Genomic DNA, 17,870 nt, shown 5'->3' on the forward strand with positions numbered 1-17,870 from the left:
TCTACTCACCCCTTTTTTAGTTTTCATCAAAATTTATAGAGTACTTCCATCTATCTGTTCTTACATAATAAATATTAATATCTATAAGATCGTTTTTATGATAGGATAACCTTCTAATTTTTAGTAATGGAAAACCAGCCTCAACATTTAAATAGTCTCCTATTTTTTCATTTGCTGCCACAGCCTCAACTTCTTCTTTTATGCTAGAAAAACTAATTTGTATCTCATCTTTGATTAATTTACCAACGGCGGAAACGAACTTATAATCTTTCTCAAAAATTTCAAGAGGAATAATTGGTTTAATATAATGTTCCATGTAAACAAGAGGTTCTTTATTGAAATATCTAATTCTGTTCAAATAGATAATGTTACTTTCACTATCAAGCCCAAATTCCTCCGCATAGTCTTTAGAATGTATGTACTCAACTGAAAGAGTTTGTGCAGATATTTTGTTCCATTCTCTTGAATATTGGCTACCGAATCCAGTCGCCATCGTCCATCTTTCTCTAGGTGAAATATTTGAAGCAAAGCTGCCTTTTCCTTGCAGTCTGTAAATATATCCATTATTTTCAAGTTCCTTTAAGGCTTGTCTAATAGGAGTTCTACTTACTTTATAATTTTTCTCTAATTCCATCTCAGAAGGTAACAAATCTCCAGCATTGTACGTCCCATCTTGCAATTTTAAATAAATATCTTCATAAATTGTCTTGTAAAGAGATTTTTTCATTAAATTAATCCTTTCAATATCAACTTGTAATACTTATAATACTAAGTTAAAAAATAAAAAAATAATAAGGTGATCCTTAAATAAAACCGCTTACATTTCGGGAGACTATTATTATAGAATTAATTTGATAGCCTTTGTGACCATATCTAGATAACTGCATAAAACTCAAAGATATTTTCATGCTATATTACGAAAATCTTTTATAAAGTTTAAAATTGATGTTTATAGATAATCTTCTTATTTGATATAATACTATAAAAAATATTGGGAGTAAACACTATTTTCAAATTATTTTAAAATATTTTATAAATTATAGAATCTCTATCCATTATCTCTTAAATATTCTTTACACACATTAACTTTCATTCATAATGAATGCCCCTCACCCATACCTATCGGCATTAGCATGAATATACACCTTCCCACTCACCAACCGATTATGAGTGCTCTCTGATTTTCTACAACCATGTCAAATCAATTAAGAATATTCCTACATCAAAGAACCCCGATGTAATATTGATTATTACGTTTAAAAATCGACAGTGATTATTTTTGACCTTCTCCCATTTCACTTTAGAAAAACAAATGAAGAGGACTGCAATGTATAATTTTAGGTTTTCTGATTTCTTAGAGACGTAAAAGTGAAATATAGCTATGCAGATAAGCCAATTCTCTTAGTAGAATTTGAAGACGAAGAGCACAGACTCTATCGAGCCGCATATGGTCTGGTATTAATATTGCAGTTACAGACTAAATCGAAGAAGATACTTTGGCCATTTGAATTTATGGAAGAATTACATCGAAAGAAAATTAAAACATCAAGAGGACGACAGAAAGTTCCAATTCCTAACAAAAAGGAGACGGAGTTCATAGGAAACGTAGCATATTTTTTGACAATTTTATATGGGGAAAAACGAGAATAAAGTCTGATTAAGACCCATTCCCTTTTTAAATTTTTAAAGGAGAAGCAAACTGTTATTTTTTTACTTTTATGGATTCCCAAACCACTGCTGCAAGGTCAATGGGTCTGACCCCATAGCCCACACGGATTAGACGTATTTATAAAAATAGGCAAAATAAAAAAGCCCACCACCGTTTTATGGTAATGAGCATAGATTATTTCGCCTTTATTCATTATTAAAGACAAATTCTAGGATATCCTTGTTTTCTTCATATTCTTTATGATTTAGCAGGTTGTATTTTTTGTTTTTAAGCTCGATTATTTTATCAATTTTAACTTCCTCATAATCCTTCGCATTAAATCCTAACGTTGATAAGATTAGTTGCGTATCTTTATTTCGGTTAGTGAAAATATAGTTAAATAATGCTTTCTCCTTGTTATCATCCAACTCTACATTATTAGGGCTATCAAGAACTATTGGGAACTTTATACTCTCTTTATTCAATTCATTTTTTATTTTTAATAAGTTGAAATGCCAAATAATGGTCGTGATTGGTATGTTGCTTCCTCTTGCTTTTAAATTATTTGTGATATGTTTAACACTTTTTGAATTAATCTCTTCCAGACCAAACTCCTCTATTGATTCAATCATATATTGTTCATATAAAGAATTTGCCTGATCTTTTAACTTTTTGTATTTCTTTATTATTTTTTCCTTTTCTTTCTTATTATCATTGGTATCACTTATTTTTGCTTCTATAGTTCCAAACTCTTTCACCAGATTGTCCCGTGTCTCCATATAACCTCTGTGTTTAAAAACATCAGATATATTATTATTGTTAAATTCTATACTTTTTTCAAACTGCTCGTACTTACTTAATATGTTTAGATACTTTTCTTCATGTAACATTAGTTTTCTATTTACTTCTAAAACTAATGCATCAAGTTCATCTTTTATAATGTACAAATCCTCTAATTGGCTGTTTTCCGAAATTCTTATTCCTATATTATCTATGTGTTGTGAACAAGTAGGGCACACATTTTTATTTATTTTTTGAACGCCACGTTCTCTTGTTTTCTTGATGTCCAAAAGGTCCTTTATTGTACTTTCTAATTCAATTTTTTCATTTCTTAATTTTGTTAGTTTGTTTTTTGCCTTTTTTAAACTCACAACTATATCTGTATATTCTTTTTTGCTTTTGTTTAATTCTATTCTTAAGGTTTCTTCATCACCAGGCGCATCTATTCCTTCTAGATAAGCCCTTATTTTCTTGAGCATTTTATCAACAATTAACTTCTCTTCCAAAAGTGACTTTTCTTCCCTTTTAAGCTCTTCAATCTTCTTTGCAGCTTCAAAGTATTCATCCGTAAGAATCCCAAAATGATTGTATAACACATTTTCTTTGTAATTTGGGTACTGACCAAGCGACATAAAAGAATCAAACTTCGAACCATTCATATGATCTTGATCAACATAATTAAGTAAATAGCTATATACTGGCGGTGTTAATTCTAACTCTTCATCATTTCTATTTGGAAGTTTTACAGAAAATCCGTATAAACACTCCAGGTATTCTGACAATTCCTTTCTATTTATAGTGCTAAATTGTTTTTTGAAATCTCCTGAGTAAATCTTAAACATTTTATCATTTCTGTAAATAAAGTATTCATCTGTATTAATATTAACATGAAGAAGATATACCTTAGATTTGGATGTCCATTTATCGTCAAATATACTGTCAGCACCTAATGTATGGTATATACTTTTTAAAATAATAGACTTCCCCACATCATTCCCTTTTTCTTTATCAGAAGTAATAATATTTATGCCTTCTTCAAAATCTACTCTTTTTGCTAGTTTATTGCTTAACTCAAAAATATATATTTTTTTTACAACTAATTTATTCATAACCAACGTAGCCCTCCTCAAACCTTCTGAGTACCAATAATACCAACGCTTCAACCTCTTCATTACTTATTTCTATTGGTTTTTGGCCATGTACATATTTACTTACTTCTTCAATTATTTCCATATCAGTATTGGGAAGGGATTCTAAATTTTCCTTAATATAATTTACAATCTCCTTTTCCATGTTCTGCAATTGTCTACCCTCATGCAGGTTAGCTACAACTTGTGACAGCGCCCGGTTTAATTTCAATCTCATTCTGAAATCGGATTCATATTCCTTACTAATAAAATCCTTTGCCTTTATTGTAGCGATGTCAGTGTATTCAGTATATTTACTTAAAACATCCTTAAGGAAGGAGCTACTAACACCCTTCTTCTCTAGAACTTCTGCATATGTTGGGAGCTTTAATTCAAAGGATGCTTTGTTTGTTACTTCACTTGATAATAATCTGTAAAGTGCATTAATCTTTTTTGGCTCACAATTAAAAGTTTCTTGAAAAAATATTGCTGTCTCCCCCACTAATGTTGTGTGCGGGTTAATAAGGTCCATACCCGTTTTTATAAAACTAGCATTTTTCAACTTTATTTCTTCTTTTAATTTTAATTCTTCCTTAACAGACTTTTTGATTTTTGATTGTGCGGCAGTATCAACTTTATTAAAATCTATTATTTCAACGTTATTATGTGTTCTCTTTCCATCGTTAAAAGCTGCATTTGAAACTAAAGACACCTTTATTTCATCACGTTCTTCGCCTTGAATATTGAATTTCAATTTATATAGCTTTCCAAATACCGAATCGCCTGTTTTATTTTTATTAATTAACTTATCTACAGTATATGCGCCATCATTGTTTTGAGTCTTAACTTGGTAAAATTCCAAACCATCTTCTTTGTGGACTTCCACATCACATACGTAATCAAATACCACTATGAATTCATCATTTTCTTTGTATAATTCAAGCATCCTTTTTAATCCCCATAGTATTTCATTACGGAATCTATTTTTTGACCTTGAGCCAGATAAGTCAAACGGCAAATTCATATAAAAATCAGCTTCAGACACTATAGACCACCACCAGAATATATTACTGCTATCCATAATATAACATATTAAGATTTAAATCTTTCTAGTGAAATGATCATAGACCAATATAATATGGTAGGAAGAATGTTTTTTAAATAGGAAAACCCACCAAGTATCCGTAAAAATACGATTTCCCAGTGGCTTGCTATTATTAGACATTACTTTTTCTTTCGTTTACGGGGCTTGCCCTTCTCCCTCAACCGCCAAGCCATCATATCATTTTGTTCAGTAGTGACTTGCATCCCAAACTTTAAATCATAAACTATTCGGCCGTCAGGACACACAGTCCCTTTATCGACAATCTTGCTAAAAATATCGGTCGGAATTCAATCCGCTCCTTATCCGGTTTAAATTCCTGAATCCCTTTCAATTCTTCAAGAAGCCATTCAAGATCTTTTTCCGCCTCAAGGCACTGTTGTTCTCTATCTTCAAAGTCATAGACTTGATTTTGCAGATCCACAATTTTATTTGTTATTCCTTTTATTTTGTTGGGGTCACCTCCATGCCGCTCTCCTTCCTCCACTTCATCGTAAAGCTGTTGGTAAAGTTGCTGCATATCATCCTTGACTTGTTCTATCCGTTTTCATCAGGAACAGTATTTCTAAATGCTTGTTTCATTTTATTCCGATAGCCATCCGTCATTTTTATTTCCTGCAGTAATGTCATGTACCTATGTTCAATCGATTCTTCTCGGAACCCACGTACATCGCAAGTTACTTCTTTAACTTTTTTCAAAAAGACTACAGAAAAGGCACCAAATATTAATACTATTCATTTACTAATTTGGTACTCTTCATAACTGTTATTTGAATATACAAAATTCCCACTAACTGATAGCCTAAGATTCAACAAAATCTGGAAAGTGCACTAAAGTGCCTACGGCACAACTCTCTAGAATGTATACCTAACTGAATTAGTGAAAGGAGTAAGATTCACCTCACCCCAACCCAGCAATCATCTCCCTAATCTCCTCCGCCTCCCGGGCAGCAACAACAGGATCCATCACCCGTTTACGCAATTCCTCCTGCTTTCTTCGCTCAAGTTCCCACTCCTCCTCCTTCCGCTTCACAAACCAATCCGGCACAATCTCCCCACCTTTCTCCCCAACAACTTTACCAGCACCAGTGCGCACACCATCCCGCAAAGGCTTCTCCTCAGCAATCGCAGCCTCTACGGATGAAATCCCCTTCACCTTCCACGCCTCCAGGATCCCCTTCACATAACGCCACTTCAAAACGCCCTGCTCCACTGACAGTTCCATTGCATGCAAAACAAGCTGCTCATTCGTTTCATCCACCCAGCTCTGAATACTTCCTGAAATGAACGGACTAATCCCTCCAAAGTTGTCCTTGAAAAATTGAATCGCGTCAGCTGCAGTAGCTGTTGTTTTATTTTGCTTTTCTTTTGTATTGTCTTGTTTAAAGAATGGGCCGGAATTGTGGTCGGTTTTGTAGCCAGAATTGCGGTCGGAACTGTAGCCATTACTTTGGCCAGTGCGCTTGCCGTCATTTTGGGCGGTAGTTTGGTCGGTCGCAGCCGGATTTCCTAAGTTCTGAGTGCTACCCCGTTGTAATGAATCATCCTGTTGACTCTCCACAGAATTTTTCCTCTATGTATTCCTCGCCACTCCCCTGGCCAAACGCCATCTCCTGAGACACCATCTTGTACATAGCAGACTGATTCCCGCCACGACTTCTCACGGTAATTCTCCCCTTCCGCTGCAATTCCAATCGAGCTTCCTTAAAAGAGGTTGGCTTTAATCCGGATACTCCCTGCAGCTGGGATGCTGCTACACTGAATTCCTTCTTCCAGCCGCATAAATTATTAAAATGCATCAGCGCAAACCAGAGGCAAACGGCTGAGCTGGATAATGGCTCAAAAAGATTTTGGGTATGAAAGGCATTGATTTCTTTAATATAGTTCATGGCTTTTTCTCCTTATATCATGTTTTTTTAAGTCCGGGAAGCTCTTACTTCCCGGAAATTTTTTTATTCAAATTCTTCCTTCAAAATTTTTTCGGATCTCAGGACTGCTTAACTTCTTTCTCGCCTCTCGACCCCAGCCTTTTACTACATCCAATGTTGTATTTTCCTTTGCAGCAATCGCCTTATAGGACATGTCCTGAATAATGGTATAATACAGCCACTTCCACTGTTTTTCTGTTAAATGAGACTTTATTTTTGTACGTAGAACCGGGTTTTCGAGCAGAAGCTCTCTGAGCGGGGTATTCGATGAATGATCGACACCTTCAGATACGCTGTATGCTAATAAGTAATTTTTCAATTGGGTTTGTTCAAGACTTTGTTTGCGGATTCTATCGATGAGTCTGTAACGAATGATGTAATTAAAATATGTTCCCATTGGGCCTTTATTAGGATCATACCTTTTATAGGCGTGCCACAGGGCGGTGAGACCTTCTACATAATATTCCTTATGCGGATCGTGGATGTTCAGTTGATGGATATGGTAATGAATTCTTTGCTTGTTTTGCTTATAAATTTCTTCAAACGTAAACTTCTGCATACATGTTCTCCTTATCTTAAATTTAAAATGCGAAGCGCGGACAGTAACTTTTGAAAATATTTGATAGGAAAGCCTTTTACAATGAAAAGGCTTCCATAAGTTAATAAATGATTATTTCGATTTTGCCTTATGTATCCTAATGATCCCCTTTTGTTAAATCATCAAAAAAGTCTCCAGGAATATTAAGTGCAGCTGCCAGTTTAATCAGGGTATAGCTCATAGGAATATGCTTTCCTTTTTCTATACTGCTTAAATGACTGTCATCCATGTTTACAATATTGGCAACCTCTCCAATCGTAAGTCCCATTTTTATTCTGTACTCTTTTAGTGACTTTCCTAATACAATGGTAAATTGATTTATATCCATTGCAATCCCTCCCCTATAGGCATATTATCCTATCTGGGTGTTGAGAAAAGAAACTAAAATAGTTTTTAGTTTTTGTATGCCACTACGTTCCTTCCTCACAAAACCAGTTCGGATGCATACCCCCCAATCTTACAATAAAAGTCAAATGAAGTTATTGTACATTGACTTTTATAGTTTTAACTTGTTGTAGCACTCTTCAGAAAAATTTATGGAATACAAATCCAGATGATAATTTAAATTAAAGTAAAATAATTCAGATTTTAATGCTGAGATGTAGTATGATAATAACTAAACTAAACATAAAGAAGGGATGGGCGTTAACATGATTAAAGGAATAATTTTTGATTTTGATGGGTTAATTCTTGATACTGAAGTTATCTTATATGAAACTCTGAATGAAATTTTTGTAGATTTTGGAAGTGAATTGCCAGTATCTAAATGGCAGGAAAATATTGGTTCCAGTTCTGGTTTTTCACCTTTTGTTTATTTGGAAGGTATAGCGGATGTTAACTATCAAAATCTTGAAGCACGTTTAGATAAGGATCTCCATTCAAGATTATTAAAAGAAAAAGCACTTCCTGGAGTAGAGAACTATCTAAAAACTGCTAAAAACCTAGGTTTGAAAATTGGATTAGCTTCTAGTTCCAAATATGAGTGGGTTAGTAAATACTTAAAAAAACTAAACTTATTTCATTACTTTGAATGCATCAAGACCTCTAATGATGTCGAAGCTGTTAAACCTGATCCCTCTCTATATAAAGAGGCAGCAAAGTGTCTTAACTTAAAAACTGATGAGTGTTTAGTCTTTGAAGATTCTGCAAATGGAGCCTTAGCTGCAAAAAGAGCAGGAACTAAGTGTGTTATAGTTCCAAATGAAATCACTAAAAATCTGGATTTTTGTACAGTTGAATACAAAATGGAATCCATGGCTGAGAAGGATTTGAAACAGGTTTTAAAGATAGTGGAGCAGAGTAAATAAGCAACTAAAACTACGAATCAACTGAGCATAGGTTGATTCGTAGTTTTAGTGAAATGAAAAAAAATTTCTTCAAAGCATTGCAATATGAAAAAAAAATTGATATAGTGAGAATATTAAACATATTAGTTAAGTAAACATCACGAAAAGAATTTAGAAATAATTTAAATATTGAAAGCGTTCCCAATTAATTATTTCTATTTTATTTTAAAATTATAATATCTTCGACGAAGAAACGAGGAGGTGATAAATTTTGATATCTAAATCTAACAAACATGAAATTTTGTTACTAACACATGGTGGGTGGGGTGAAACCCTTGCAAAAACACTCACAATGATAATAGGTCAAATAGAAGGAGTAAGTGAAATTGCCTTAAATCCTTCTGACTCACCAGAAGATTTTTTTCAAAAAGTTGAATGTAAAGTAAAAAAAATGCCAACTAATTCTCTTATAATCACCGATATTGCTGGGGGTACAACTTCAAATGTTGCATTAAAGTTAAGTCAAAATTACAACATTAATATATTATCTGGATTAAGTTCAATAATGTTAATTGAAGCTGTGATGAGGCAAAACCGCCCCTTTACAGAGGAGAGTCTTAATGAAATTAAAGAAGCGACATTAATGAATTGTCAGCATCTAAAAGTTCCCAAATCTAATCCTGCTAATAAGTAGGTAGAGAAGCGCAGTGTATAAAATTTCATTAAACAGAAACATTAATGAGAAAAATAGTCTAGCAATATATTAAAAGGAGGAACTAAAATGGCTGAAATAGAATTGGTACGTATTGACTCTCGATTGATCCATGGGCAAGTAGTTACCAAATGGATTAAACAAACATCTGCTAACCGTATCGTGATTATTGATGACTCTTTGTTCGCAGACGATTTCATGAAAGAAGTATATACAATGGCAGCACCACCAGGTATAGAAGTAAATGTTTATTCAGTTGATTTCGCCGTTGATTATTGGAAAAAAGAAAAAATGGGTAAAGGAAAATTATTTATTTTGTTTAAAAACGTTGAAACAGTTTATCGAACGATAAAAGAAGGGGTACCTATTAATGATGTACAAATTGGTGGATTAGGAGGTGGTCCAGGAAGGATATCTGTATTTGGACCAATTTCTTTTGATGAAGAAGATTCTAAAATGCTGAAGGAGCTAGAACAAGAAAAATGTCATGTGTATTTACATCAAGTCCCGGACGAATCGAAAATGGAGTTAAAGAAGGCTTTAGAACGGTATCACTCTCTAAAAACTAAAGGTTAAGTAAGGGAGGAAAATCTAAAAATGGAAACTTTTTTGGTAGCAATTTTATGTGGGTTTTTGTACTTTATTGGTACTAGTCGGCTTGGTTATGGATTAACCCAAGCAACAGGTTCTCCTATTTTTTATGGGTTTATTTTAGGGTTAGTATATGGAGAACTTGAAAAAGGATTGATTATTGGTGCTACAATACAACTTATTTATATAGGAATTATTTTTACCGGTGGCAATATGCCATCTGACCAATCCTTAGCTGGAATTATTGCAATACCAATTGCATTGCAAACCGGTATGGATACAGAAGTTGCCGTTGGACTTGCGGTACCATTCGGTATTTTAGGAATTTTATTGGATCAGTTAAGGAGAATTTCAAATTCATATTGGATATCAAAAGCAGAAAAATATGCTGAGGTGATGAATGCAAGAAAGATTTTTCATTGCGCAATTACTTACCCAACAATCACTATATTTTTTATAACTTTTATTCCTGTATTTTTAATTACTTTGACTGGGGCCAGTGCCGTCACATTTGTAATCGACGCTCTACCACAAGGTATAATTGACGGATTTAGTGTTGCTGGTGGAGTTCTTCCTGCTCTCGGCTTTGCTATTATCCTATTAATTATTGGGAAAAGAGATATAATCCCTTACTTCTTTATTGGATTTTTTGCAGTAGCGTATCTGGGCATTGATATTATGGGAGCTGCAGCATTTGGCTTTGCGATTGCGGCCATAATCCTGTTTAACTCTATGAATAAAAAGGAGGTTGCTTAATATGCCTTCAAATTCCGAGAAGGAATCAAAAGAGAGAATTTTGACAAATAAAGATTTAAGAAGAACTTATGCTAGGTGGTTTTTATCAGTAGAAGTAAGTAACTCTTATGAACGCCTACAAGCACTAGCATTTTGTAATGCTTTATCTGGTAGTTTGAGGAAAATCTATAAAGATGATGATCAAAGTTACAAAGAAGCATTAAAACGTCATCTTCAATTTTATAATTCAGAAGGAACTTTTGGTGCTGTTATCCACGGAGTAACTTTGTCAATGGAAGAAGAAAGGGCAATAGAGAAAGAAAATCCGATTCCCGAGGAAGCTATTACAGGGTTTAAAACAGGCTTAATGGGTCCGATTGCGGGAATTGGAGATACATTAATCTGGGGAACTTTAAAACCAATTATTCTAGCTTTAGCATCTTCCCTGGCACTAAGTGGGCTTTTCATAGGAGCGTTTGTCCCATTCTTATTTCCTTTAGCCGTTATACTAATAGGATATGGGATGATGAAAAGTGGATATGTATTAGGGAAAGAATCAGTTATGAAATTAATGAAATCTGGTTTAATAAACAACATTATTAAAAGTGCCAGTATTTTAGGGTTATTTATGATGGGGGCTCTATCGTCAACTTATATAAAAATTAAAACGCCTTTAGAAATCCCTATTAAAAATGGCGATCCAGTTGTTATACAAAATATTTTAGATTCTATTTTAGTGGGTATATTACCTCTTATTGCAGTTTTTGGAATCTACTTTTATTTCAAAATAATAGGGCAACATTACAATAAACTTATTGGATGGATTATTGTTATTTCCTTAATTACTGGTTTCTTTGGAATTTTACAAGGTGGCTAATATAAAAACTTAAGAAATCCAACATAAAGGAGTAATTAAAAATGGAAGAGATAAAAAAGTACTACGATGATTACTTAGATTCAAGATTAGATGAACTTTGGGATATTGCTAAGTATGTTCATTCCAATCCTGAACTTGGTTATCAAGAAGAAAAAGCTTGTCAAATACAATGCGAATTTTTAAGAGAAAATGGATTTAAAGTTGAAGAAAACTTAGGAGGGCTTCCTACAGCTTATAAAGCAGTTTATCAATATGAACCAGGAGATTTAACTATAGCTGTAGTATCTGAATATGATGCACTTCCTGAAATTGGTCATGCATGCGGACACAACTTAATTTGCACAGCTGCTCTAGGAACAGCAATAGAAACAAAAAAGTATATGGAAGATCAAAAAATACCTGGTACGTTAGTGGTTATGGGAACGCCTGCTGAAGAATCAGGTGGTGGAAAAATAAAACTACTTGAAAAAAATGCTTGGGATGGTATAGATGCTATTCTGTTTATGCATCCAACAAGCGATACGACAAGATTAGCTGGGGAATGTATGTCATCTACAAGTATTCAAATTGAATTTCGAGGGAAATCTGCGCACGCTGCTTCCCATCCTGCTAATGGTATTAACGCTTTAAGTGCAGCAAATTTATATTTTGTTGCCACAGGTTTGATGAGACAGCATGCAAAATCTGACCTACGTTTATCGGGGATTATAGAAGATGGTGGAAAAACGCCTAGTTTAATTCCCAATTTTGCTTCAGTTAAAGGTTCTGTTAGTTGTTTTAAATCTAATGATTTAGAAGATTATATAGAACGAGTTCGAAAATGTGCAGAGGGAGCTGCACTTGCAACTGGATGTGAAGCAAACATTGAATTTACTCCTGGTTATCTTGGGCGTGTTCCAAATGAAACCTTATCAGAAGTATGTCGTAAAGAACTTAATTCTATTGATGAACCAGTTATGGATGGTATGCCGTTTGATTACGGTGGAGAGGATTTAGGGAATGTATCAAGAGTAATTCCTATTTGTAATCCCTATGTAACCATTTTCCCGGATTACAAAATTTCAAATCATACTGAACAGTTTAGGGATCTGGCCAACTCTTCTGCTGGTAAAAGATGTATACAAGTAAGTAGCAAAGCAATGGCAAGAACTGCAATGGAATTATTTAGGAATCCAAAGACAGTTGAAGATGCTAAAATAGAGTTGAGTGAACGAATGAAAAATGAATGATTTAAATAAACAGTTTGACATCTATTACGAATAGACAAGAGAACACAGGGATAATCCCTGAGGTTAACTTTAAATTATGCGACTGTTTGGCTGGTTTGAGTTCGATATTATATAGGGCTCAAACCAGCCAATTTTTCTTTTATTCGCTCGTTCTCGTTATTATAGAGAAAGGGATATAAGCCTATTGAAAGTTCTCGCCTACTCGACCTCTAATATGAGTGTTTTAGACTTTTTCAGGAAAAAACTATACTATAAACATAGTTAAATTATAGGAGGATAATTATGTCTGACAATACCCAACACTGTCTTTTAAGCATTAGAAGCAATTATAAAAATTTTAGTGAGAAAGAAAAAATAATTGCGGATTTCACCTTAATGAATCCTCATAAAATCATTCACTTTACAATTAATCAAGTTTCAGAAAAGCTAGGAATTTCTGAAGCAACAGTTTTTCGTTTCTGTAGACGAATTGGTTTCAAAGGATTCCAGGATATGAAAATTTCGCTTGCAACTGAGGTCGTTACGTCTGTAAAAGATATACATGAAAAAATAAATGAAGAAGATAGTATTGGAGTGATAACTAGAAAAAGTTTCCAATCCAACATTAAAACAATTGAGGATACACTCCGTATACAGGACGAAAATTTGATTACAAAAGTTGTTGAAGCAATTTTGGGAGCACAAAAAATACAATTTTTTGGGGTTGGAGGATCTGCTTTTGTAGCTTTGGATGCTTATCACAAGTTTATTCGAAGTGGAATTAATGTAAATGCCGATTTAGATTCACACTTACAAATGATGTCTGCCTCTCAAATGACTAATAATGACCTTGCAATTATAATTTCCCATAGTGGTTCTACAAAAGATATTCTAGACCTAATGCAAATTTTTGAGGAAAATGAAACACAAACCGTAGCTATTACGAACTTTACTAAATCCCCACTTACCGAAAAAGCAGACATTTCATTGTACACTATTGCTGCAGAAACCGATTTCCGTTCAGAGGCATTGTCATCAAGAATTGCACAACTGTCAATAATTGATGCACTTTACGTTAATGTTATGATTGCAAATAAAGAATCTAGCTGGAGTGTACTACAAAAAATGCGGGGGAGTATGAGCATAAAATATTTATAAACATGAAGCAGCCTTAAATCCTATAATAAACGTAGTCATCATCAAGCCGCAAAAGAAGAAGTAGCATAATTTTTACATATGGTAAAAAAAGGGAATAAGGTCTGATTAAGACCCTCCCTTTTCTCATTTTATGGATTTTCAACCCACTGATGCTAGTGACCCCCATAGCCACTCAATATATCCTATACCTCCTTATATTGGGTACCGAAGCTTCTATGACTGGATATGCCATTGGAACTTTATAGATAGAATCAATAATTTATAAAATACTGCTATATAAACAATAGATGTTTCTATGACGGTTGAATTCCACATATATAAGGGCAACAGGAAGGAATTAAATAGACTACCTATTGGATCCAATTGACTGACTAATTAGTTCTATAGCTTCTACCACTGAATCGATGTCCCAAACTGGAATAATCCATGGTGGGTTATTCACTTTAGAATCCCAATTCCGCCGAACAGAAACTAATGGATTTTGCAAAAAAATAGAGTGCATACCAACATGATTTGCGCCTAATATGTCGGTGTCCCACGTATTCCCTACCATAATTGCTTCCTCGGCTCCGACACCAATCTCCTGTAATAAATTTTTGTAGACAATTTCATCCGGCTTCTGTGGGATACTGGAATCTAATTCCGATTTGGTAGCATATACATAACTAAACATTTCAAGAATACCTAGTCTTTCTAGCATAACTTTAACTGCCGCACTATCACTTCTTGCAGTATTACTTAGAATTGCATTTTTTAAACCTAAATTTTCTACCCTTTTAAGAACTTCAATTACATTTTCTCTTAACTTAATCTCTTTATACTGATTAAGTGGTTTTAAATCCATTCCTCCAGGTGGCGGTGTAGTAATAGTTTCTCCTAAATCCCAGACGACATATGAAATCATAAGTACCCTCCTGAACTATTCTAATTACAAGGTTAGACATTTATCTTGTAACTAGTACTATAAAATTAAGCATACAGTATTATCTTTAATCTGTTTTCATCCAAAACCCTATATATTCACTTCAGCACCTTAACGTGATGGTGAACTGACCCCAGAATTTACTATACTATTTTTGAATTTCCTTTACATTCTAGTATTCTCATTCAGCAAATTTTAGGAAATGATAGTGAATACCCCCCTTATAATGGACAATAGGATACCGGGAACTATGAAGCGATTCAATTACCTAATCCAAAGCATGGTAAATAAAATCAATAACTATCTAGCTGTAAATTAAACTACGATATATATCTGCTGCCTGTCCCGATTATCTTTCCATAATAGAAGCTTTATATCCTTTTCGGATAATTTCATTTACCTGATGAACAGTAACATAAGCATTATCATCAATCTCTTTTATTAGTTTTTTAAGTCTAACTAATTCTGTTCCGTTGATGACAATATAGAGAATCTTTTTATCATCACCGGTATATCCTCCATGCCCGTCTAAGACGGTAATCCCCCGGGACATGCTGTGTAAGATATTATTGGCTATCTTGTCGGCATGATTTGACATAATGAAGACAGCCACTTTCTCATCTATACCATCAATGAAAAAGTCGATAACCTTTGCACCTATATATACGGAGATAAGTGTATACATTCCTTTATCTACTCCAATAACAAATACAGAACCTAACACGACGATGATATCAATGAATAGCATTGCTTTTCCTATTGTTAGTCCCAAATATTCATTTGCCATTTTAGCTAGTACGGTTGTCCCCCCATTAGTTCCACCAGCACGAAATATTAATCCAAGGCCAATTCCTATGAACAAACCAGCAAAAACAGCTGAAAGAAGTGTATCTTCTGTTAAAATCCAGCTTTTATTTTCCGTAAGATACAAAAGTAATGAAGATGAGAAAATGGAAACCAACGTATAATACATCATCTTTCGTTCGAAAAATTTATAACCTATTAATAAAAGTGATAAATTTAAAACTAAATTGATTAATCCAGTCGACCAACCGAATAGATAATGAGCAATTACAGTTAAGCCGAGAATCCCTCCTTCAGAAAGAGAATTTGGGATAATAAAAAAATTAACGCCTATAGAGAAGATCAGCCCTCCAGCAAATATTAAAAATATATCAGTAGTAATTTTTTTCATTATTTATTCATCCCTTATCTTTCAAGTTAATAGTTTTGGATGTCATCCATAAATAATTTATAATCTTTATTATTAATCAGTCTGTTAACCTTTTCTTTATCCTGCGTCCAATTGGAGAACATATTACATAAAACATTTAGATTATGATCGCCATCTCTTTTAGTTTTTATAAGAAACAATACTTTAATAATGTCCTTATCCCAAATAATTGGAGTCTTAAGTACTGCAATATAGCAGACAGGCTTTCTACATATTTTATGCAGGTCCTGAAGATGAACGATATTATTACCAATTTCATGTGAAATAAAGGGTTTATCAACAGTGATATGTGGTTCAATTATGTTTAATCGTTTGAGATCGGCTACAATATTTTGCAAAATACTCTTCTTATTTTCCCCTTCTAACTGGAAATTCGTATTTTCAAGTTTAAAATACTTCTTGATATCCAAATTATTTAAATCAAGTTTATTAATGATCTGGCGAATGTTATTGATATAATTTCCTTTTTCTATCGCTACCTGTGGCACTGGTCTGGAAATTTTTATCTCATAGGAAGATACTAATACATCTATATGGTTAATATGTTCAATAGCTTCATCAATTGAATCGTAGTTGATTAGATGATATGCATCCTCAGGAAAGTTTTCCTTTAACTCATTGATATACATTATTGTTTCCGCACGACCGCGTCCACTAACCAAACAAATAGTTGTTCTTTTCTTCTTCCTTAAATTACGTAAAGCTACATTAAAATAAAGAACTAGGTAACCAAATTCATCCAGATTAATTTTAATATCATAGTAATCTTCAATAACTTTTGTGGCAGATATAGTAACCTTTGTGGCAAAAAGATATTTTTGGAGATTTTCGTGTACAACAGGATTTCTTAATACCATTCCGTTGTTAATTCTTCGTACCATTTGAAGAATATGCAGTGCTAGATATTCATTTAAAATTGAATCCATAGAAATATCAATATCAAAGTTGTTTTTTATTTCTTTATAAATATCCTTTACAACATGATTTGCTTCCTCTAATTTATCGTCTTTAACCCCGCTGTTTTCTAAGAGTTGCTTACCTTCCAAATGCATTCCAATATATGCTATATCACCATCATTTAACTTGGTATTGAAAACTAAATTAATTGTGCTGCATAGTTTTTTACTAGCCGAATAAATATTAGGAAATTTACTCATTATTTCTTGCTCGTACTGTTGCGACGAATTAATCATATGGCCGGACTTGCTTCTAAAGATAGAAATTAAGACGTGAATTGCAATGTTCTTTAAAGAAAAATCAGATAAGATAATCTGATTTTGTTCACAAATCAATCTCAATTGTTCCTCAATTATAGGAATGACGGCCTGGTTTAAACCATCAACCTTTAGATCAACTTCTTTACTATTTTCAAAGGTTGTTTTGTTGTGAAAGAAATGTTCAGCAATACAAATTCTTTTATTTAATTCATCTCCTTGAATAACGATTCCGTAATTAGCTTTTGAATCTATATCTAATTGATAATTTGCAAGGATACGTTTTACTTCTGTCATGTCTCCGCTTAAGGTAGAGCGGCTAACAAACATTTCGTCTGCTAGGTCATCCAATTTTTGGTAGTCTTTACTTAATAATAAAGTCCTTATAATAAAAAATATTCGTTCGTAGTTATTTCGTTTAAATAGATTCAATCTTTTTATGTCTATTTGTGAAAAAAACTTTGAAAGGAAATCTTTGGAGGAACCATCATGATAAAGTAACTGATACCCCTTATTAGGACTTGAGTCTATAGTAATTCCATGATTATTCAATTTCTCCCTAAGAATAGAAATATCATTTTTAACAGTCCTAATCGAAGCCTCTGCAACTAAAGAAAGATTTGCTGCGGTTCTAATTTCTTGTTGAAAAAGTTCATTTAAAATTAATAATTGTCTTCTGTTCAAATCTAACATGACAGAACCCTCCCAATAAAATTACTGTAATCAGTGGATTACAGTAATTTTATCACA

Annotated in this window: 20 protein-coding genes; 8 read left to right on the forward strand and 12 right to left on the reverse strand. The window is 33.4% G+C overall.

Features of this window, described 5'->3' with window-relative positions:
• Window positions 1-16: 16 nt before the first annotated feature.
• Window positions 17-727 carry a GntR family transcriptional regulator gene (locus CIL05_RS17210; RefSeq protein WP_095656781.1) on the reverse strand — a complete coding sequence of 237 codons (711 nt, stop codon included), beginning with the start codon at window positions 725-727 and terminating at the stop codon, window positions 17-19.
• Between the two features lie 641 nt (window positions 728-1,368).
• On the opposite strand from CIL05_RS17210, the gene CIL05_RS17215 reads away from it, so the two are divergent.
• Complete coding sequence (locus CIL05_RS17215; RefSeq protein ID WP_095656782.1) at window positions 1,369-1,650, forward strand: hypothetical protein; 282 nt, start codon at window positions 1,369-1,371, stop codon at window positions 1,648-1,650.
• A 204-nt stretch (window positions 1,651-1,854) separates the two neighbouring features.
• On the opposite strand, the gene CIL05_RS17220 is transcribed toward CIL05_RS17215, so the two are convergent.
• From CIL05_RS17220 to CIL05_RS17250, 8 genes are all read right to left on the reverse strand, one after another.
• Entirely contained in the window at window positions 1,855-3,537 is a 1,683-nt protein-coding gene (locus tag CIL05_RS17220; RefSeq protein WP_095656841.1) for a hypothetical protein, read from the reverse strand.
• Complete coding sequence (locus tag CIL05_RS17225) at window positions 3,530-4,600, reverse strand: dsDNA nuclease domain-containing protein (protein WP_165769160.1); 1,071 nt, start codon at window positions 4,598-4,600, stop codon at window positions 3,530-3,532. Before CIL05_RS17225 ends, CIL05_RS17220 begins: the two co-directional genes overlap by 8 nt.
• Before the next feature lie 283 nt (window positions 4,601-4,883).
• Complete coding sequence (locus tag CIL05_RS17230) at window positions 4,884-5,177, reverse strand: hypothetical protein (RefSeq protein WP_095656784.1); 294 nt, start codon at window positions 5,175-5,177, stop codon at window positions 4,884-4,886.
• A gap of 17 nt (window positions 5,178-5,194) precedes the next feature.
• The gene (locus CIL05_RS22325) at window positions 5,195-5,356 is read right to left on the reverse strand and encodes a hypothetical protein (protein ID WP_165769161.1); all 162 of its coding nucleotides are present in this window, start codon (window positions 5,354-5,356) and stop codon (window positions 5,195-5,197) included.
• Between the two features lie 202 nt (window positions 5,357-5,558).
• Window positions 5,559-6,218 carry a DnaD domain-containing protein gene (locus tag CIL05_RS17235; RefSeq protein ID WP_095656785.1) on the reverse strand — a complete coding sequence of 220 codons (660 nt, stop codon included), beginning with the start codon at window positions 6,216-6,218 and terminating at the stop codon, window positions 5,559-5,561.
• Window positions 6,199-6,546 carry a hypothetical protein gene (locus CIL05_RS17240; RefSeq protein ID WP_095656786.1) on the reverse strand — a complete coding sequence of 116 codons (348 nt, stop codon included), beginning with the start codon at window positions 6,544-6,546 and terminating at the stop codon, window positions 6,199-6,201. The genes CIL05_RS17235 and CIL05_RS17240 overlap by 20 nt, the downstream gene beginning before the upstream one ends.
• A 67-nt stretch (window positions 6,547-6,613) precedes the next feature.
• Window positions 6,614-7,144 carry a sigma-70 family RNA polymerase sigma factor gene (locus tag CIL05_RS17245; RefSeq protein ID WP_095656787.1) on the reverse strand — a complete coding sequence of 177 codons (531 nt, stop codon included), beginning with the start codon at window positions 7,142-7,144 and terminating at the stop codon, window positions 6,614-6,616.
• 136 nt (window positions 7,145-7,280) lie between these two features.
• Window positions 7,281-7,511, reverse strand: coding sequence for a helix-turn-helix domain-containing protein (locus tag CIL05_RS17250; RefSeq protein ID WP_095656788.1), 231 nt, complete (start codon window positions 7,509-7,511; stop codon window positions 7,281-7,283).
• Window positions 7,512-7,833: 322 nt separating this feature from the next.
• On the opposite strand from CIL05_RS17250, the gene CIL05_RS17255 reads away from it, so the two are divergent.
• From CIL05_RS17255 to CIL05_RS17285, 7 genes are all read left to right on the forward strand, one after another.
• Complete coding sequence (locus tag CIL05_RS17255; RefSeq protein WP_095656789.1) at window positions 7,834-8,490, forward strand: HAD-IA family hydrolase; 657 nt, start codon at window positions 7,834-7,836, stop codon at window positions 8,488-8,490.
• Window positions 8,491-8,740: 250 nt separating this feature from the next.
• Window positions 8,741-9,163 carry a PTS sugar transporter subunit IIA gene (locus tag CIL05_RS17260; protein WP_206207800.1) on the forward strand — a complete coding sequence of 141 codons (423 nt, stop codon included), beginning with the start codon at window positions 8,741-8,743 and terminating at the stop codon, window positions 9,161-9,163.
• An 87-nt stretch (window positions 9,164-9,250) separates the two neighbouring features.
• Window positions 9,251-9,757, forward strand: coding sequence for a PTS sugar transporter subunit IIB (locus CIL05_RS17265; RefSeq protein ID WP_095656791.1), 507 nt, complete (start codon window positions 9,251-9,253; stop codon window positions 9,755-9,757).
• A gap of 21 nt (window positions 9,758-9,778) precedes the next feature.
• Entirely contained in the window at window positions 9,779-10,528 is a 750-nt protein-coding gene (locus tag CIL05_RS17270) for a PTS mannose/fructose/sorbose/N-acetylgalactosamine transporter subunit IIC (protein ID WP_095656792.1), read from the forward strand.
• A 1-nt stretch (window position 10,529) separates the two neighbouring features.
• Window positions 10,530-11,384 carry a PTS system mannose/fructose/sorbose family transporter subunit IID gene (locus tag CIL05_RS17275; RefSeq protein WP_095656793.1) on the forward strand — a complete coding sequence of 285 codons (855 nt, stop codon included), beginning with the start codon at window positions 10,530-10,532 and terminating at the stop codon, window positions 11,382-11,384.
• A gap of 41 nt (window positions 11,385-11,425) precedes the next feature.
• Window positions 11,426-12,613: a M20 family metallopeptidase gene (locus CIL05_RS17280; RefSeq protein ID WP_095656794.1), complete on the forward strand. Its 1,188-nt coding sequence runs from the start codon at window positions 11,426-11,428 to the stop codon at window positions 12,611-12,613.
• 282 nt (window positions 12,614-12,895) lie between these two features.
• Window positions 12,896-13,750 carry a MurR/RpiR family transcriptional regulator gene (locus tag CIL05_RS17285; RefSeq protein WP_095656795.1) on the forward strand — a complete coding sequence of 285 codons (855 nt, stop codon included), beginning with the start codon at window positions 12,896-12,898 and terminating at the stop codon, window positions 13,748-13,750.
• A gap of 346 nt (window positions 13,751-14,096) precedes the next feature.
• Here CIL05_RS17285 and CIL05_RS17290 read toward each other — a convergent pair whose 3' ends face one another.
• The 3 genes from CIL05_RS17290 to CIL05_RS17300 all read right to left on the reverse strand — a co-directional run bounded on the left by CIL05_RS17290 (window position 14,097) and on the right by CIL05_RS17300 (window position 17,813).
• Window positions 14,097-14,654 (reverse strand): HAD family hydrolase, encoded by a 558-nt coding sequence (locus tag CIL05_RS17290; RefSeq protein WP_095656796.1) that lies wholly within the window; start codon window positions 14,652-14,654, stop codon window positions 14,097-14,099.
• A gap of 367 nt (window positions 14,655-15,021) precedes the next feature.
• On the reverse strand, window positions 15,022-15,870 hold the full coding sequence (locus CIL05_RS17295) for a YitT family protein (RefSeq protein ID WP_439144847.1): 849 nt from the start codon (window positions 15,868-15,870) through the stop codon (window positions 15,022-15,024).
• 23 nt (window positions 15,871-15,893) lie between these two features.
• On the reverse strand, window positions 15,894-17,813 hold the full coding sequence (locus tag CIL05_RS17300) for a BglG family transcription antiterminator (protein ID WP_095656798.1): 1,920 nt from the start codon (window positions 17,811-17,813) through the stop codon (window positions 15,894-15,896).
• Between the last annotated feature and the right edge of the window lie 57 nt (window positions 17,814-17,870).

It is taken from the genome of Virgibacillus profundi, assembly GCF_002287375.1.
Lineage (GTDB): Bacteria > Bacillota > Bacilli > Bacillales > Amphibacillaceae > Virgibacillus_K > Virgibacillus_K profundi.

Coding starts and splice junctions, on each gene's coding strand:
- CIL05_RS17210 (WP_095656781.1), bottom strand. CDS start 727: ATGAAAAAATCTCTTTACAAGACAATTTATGAAGATATTTATTTAAAA.
- CIL05_RS17220 (WP_095656841.1), bottom strand. CDS start 3,537: ATGAATAAATTAGTTGTAAAAAAAATATATATTTTTGAGTTAAGCAAT.
- CIL05_RS17230 (WP_095656784.1), bottom strand. CDS start 5,177: ATGCAGCAACTTTACCAACAGCTTTACGATGAAGTGGAGGAAGGAGAG.
- CIL05_RS17240 (WP_095656786.1), bottom strand. CDS start 6,546: ATGAACTATATTAAAGAAATCAATGCCTTTCATACCCAAAATCTTTTT.
- CIL05_RS17245 (WP_095656787.1), bottom strand. CDS start 7,144: ATGCAGAAGTTTACGTTTGAAGAAATTTATAAGCAAAACAAGCAAAGA.
- CIL05_RS17250 (WP_095656788.1), bottom strand. CDS start 7,511: ATGGATATAAATCAATTTACCATTGTATTAGGAAAGTCACTAAAAGAG.
- CIL05_RS17255 (WP_095656789.1), top strand. CDS start 7,834: ATGATTAAAGGAATAATTTTTGATTTTGATGGGTTAATTCTTGATACT.
- CIL05_RS17265 (WP_095656791.1), top strand. CDS start 9,251: ATGGCTGAAATAGAATTGGTACGTATTGACTCTCGATTGATCCATGGG.
- CIL05_RS17270 (WP_095656792.1), top strand. CDS start 9,779: ATGGAAACTTTTTTGGTAGCAATTTTATGTGGGTTTTTGTACTTTATT.
- CIL05_RS17275 (WP_095656793.1), top strand. CDS start 10,530: ATGCCTTCAAATTCCGAGAAGGAATCAAAAGAGAGAATTTTGACAAAT.
- CIL05_RS17280 (WP_095656794.1), top strand. CDS start 11,426: ATGGAAGAGATAAAAAAGTACTACGATGATTACTTAGATTCAAGATTA.
- CIL05_RS17285 (WP_095656795.1), top strand. CDS start 12,896: ATGTCTGACAATACCCAACACTGTCTTTTAAGCATTAGAAGCAATTAT.
- CIL05_RS17290 (WP_095656796.1), bottom strand. CDS start 14,654: ATGATTTCATATGTCGTCTGGGATTTAGGAGAAACTATTACTACACCG.
- CIL05_RS17300 (WP_095656798.1), bottom strand. CDS start 17,813: ATGTTAGATTTGAACAGAAGACAATTATTAATTTTAAATGAACTTTTT.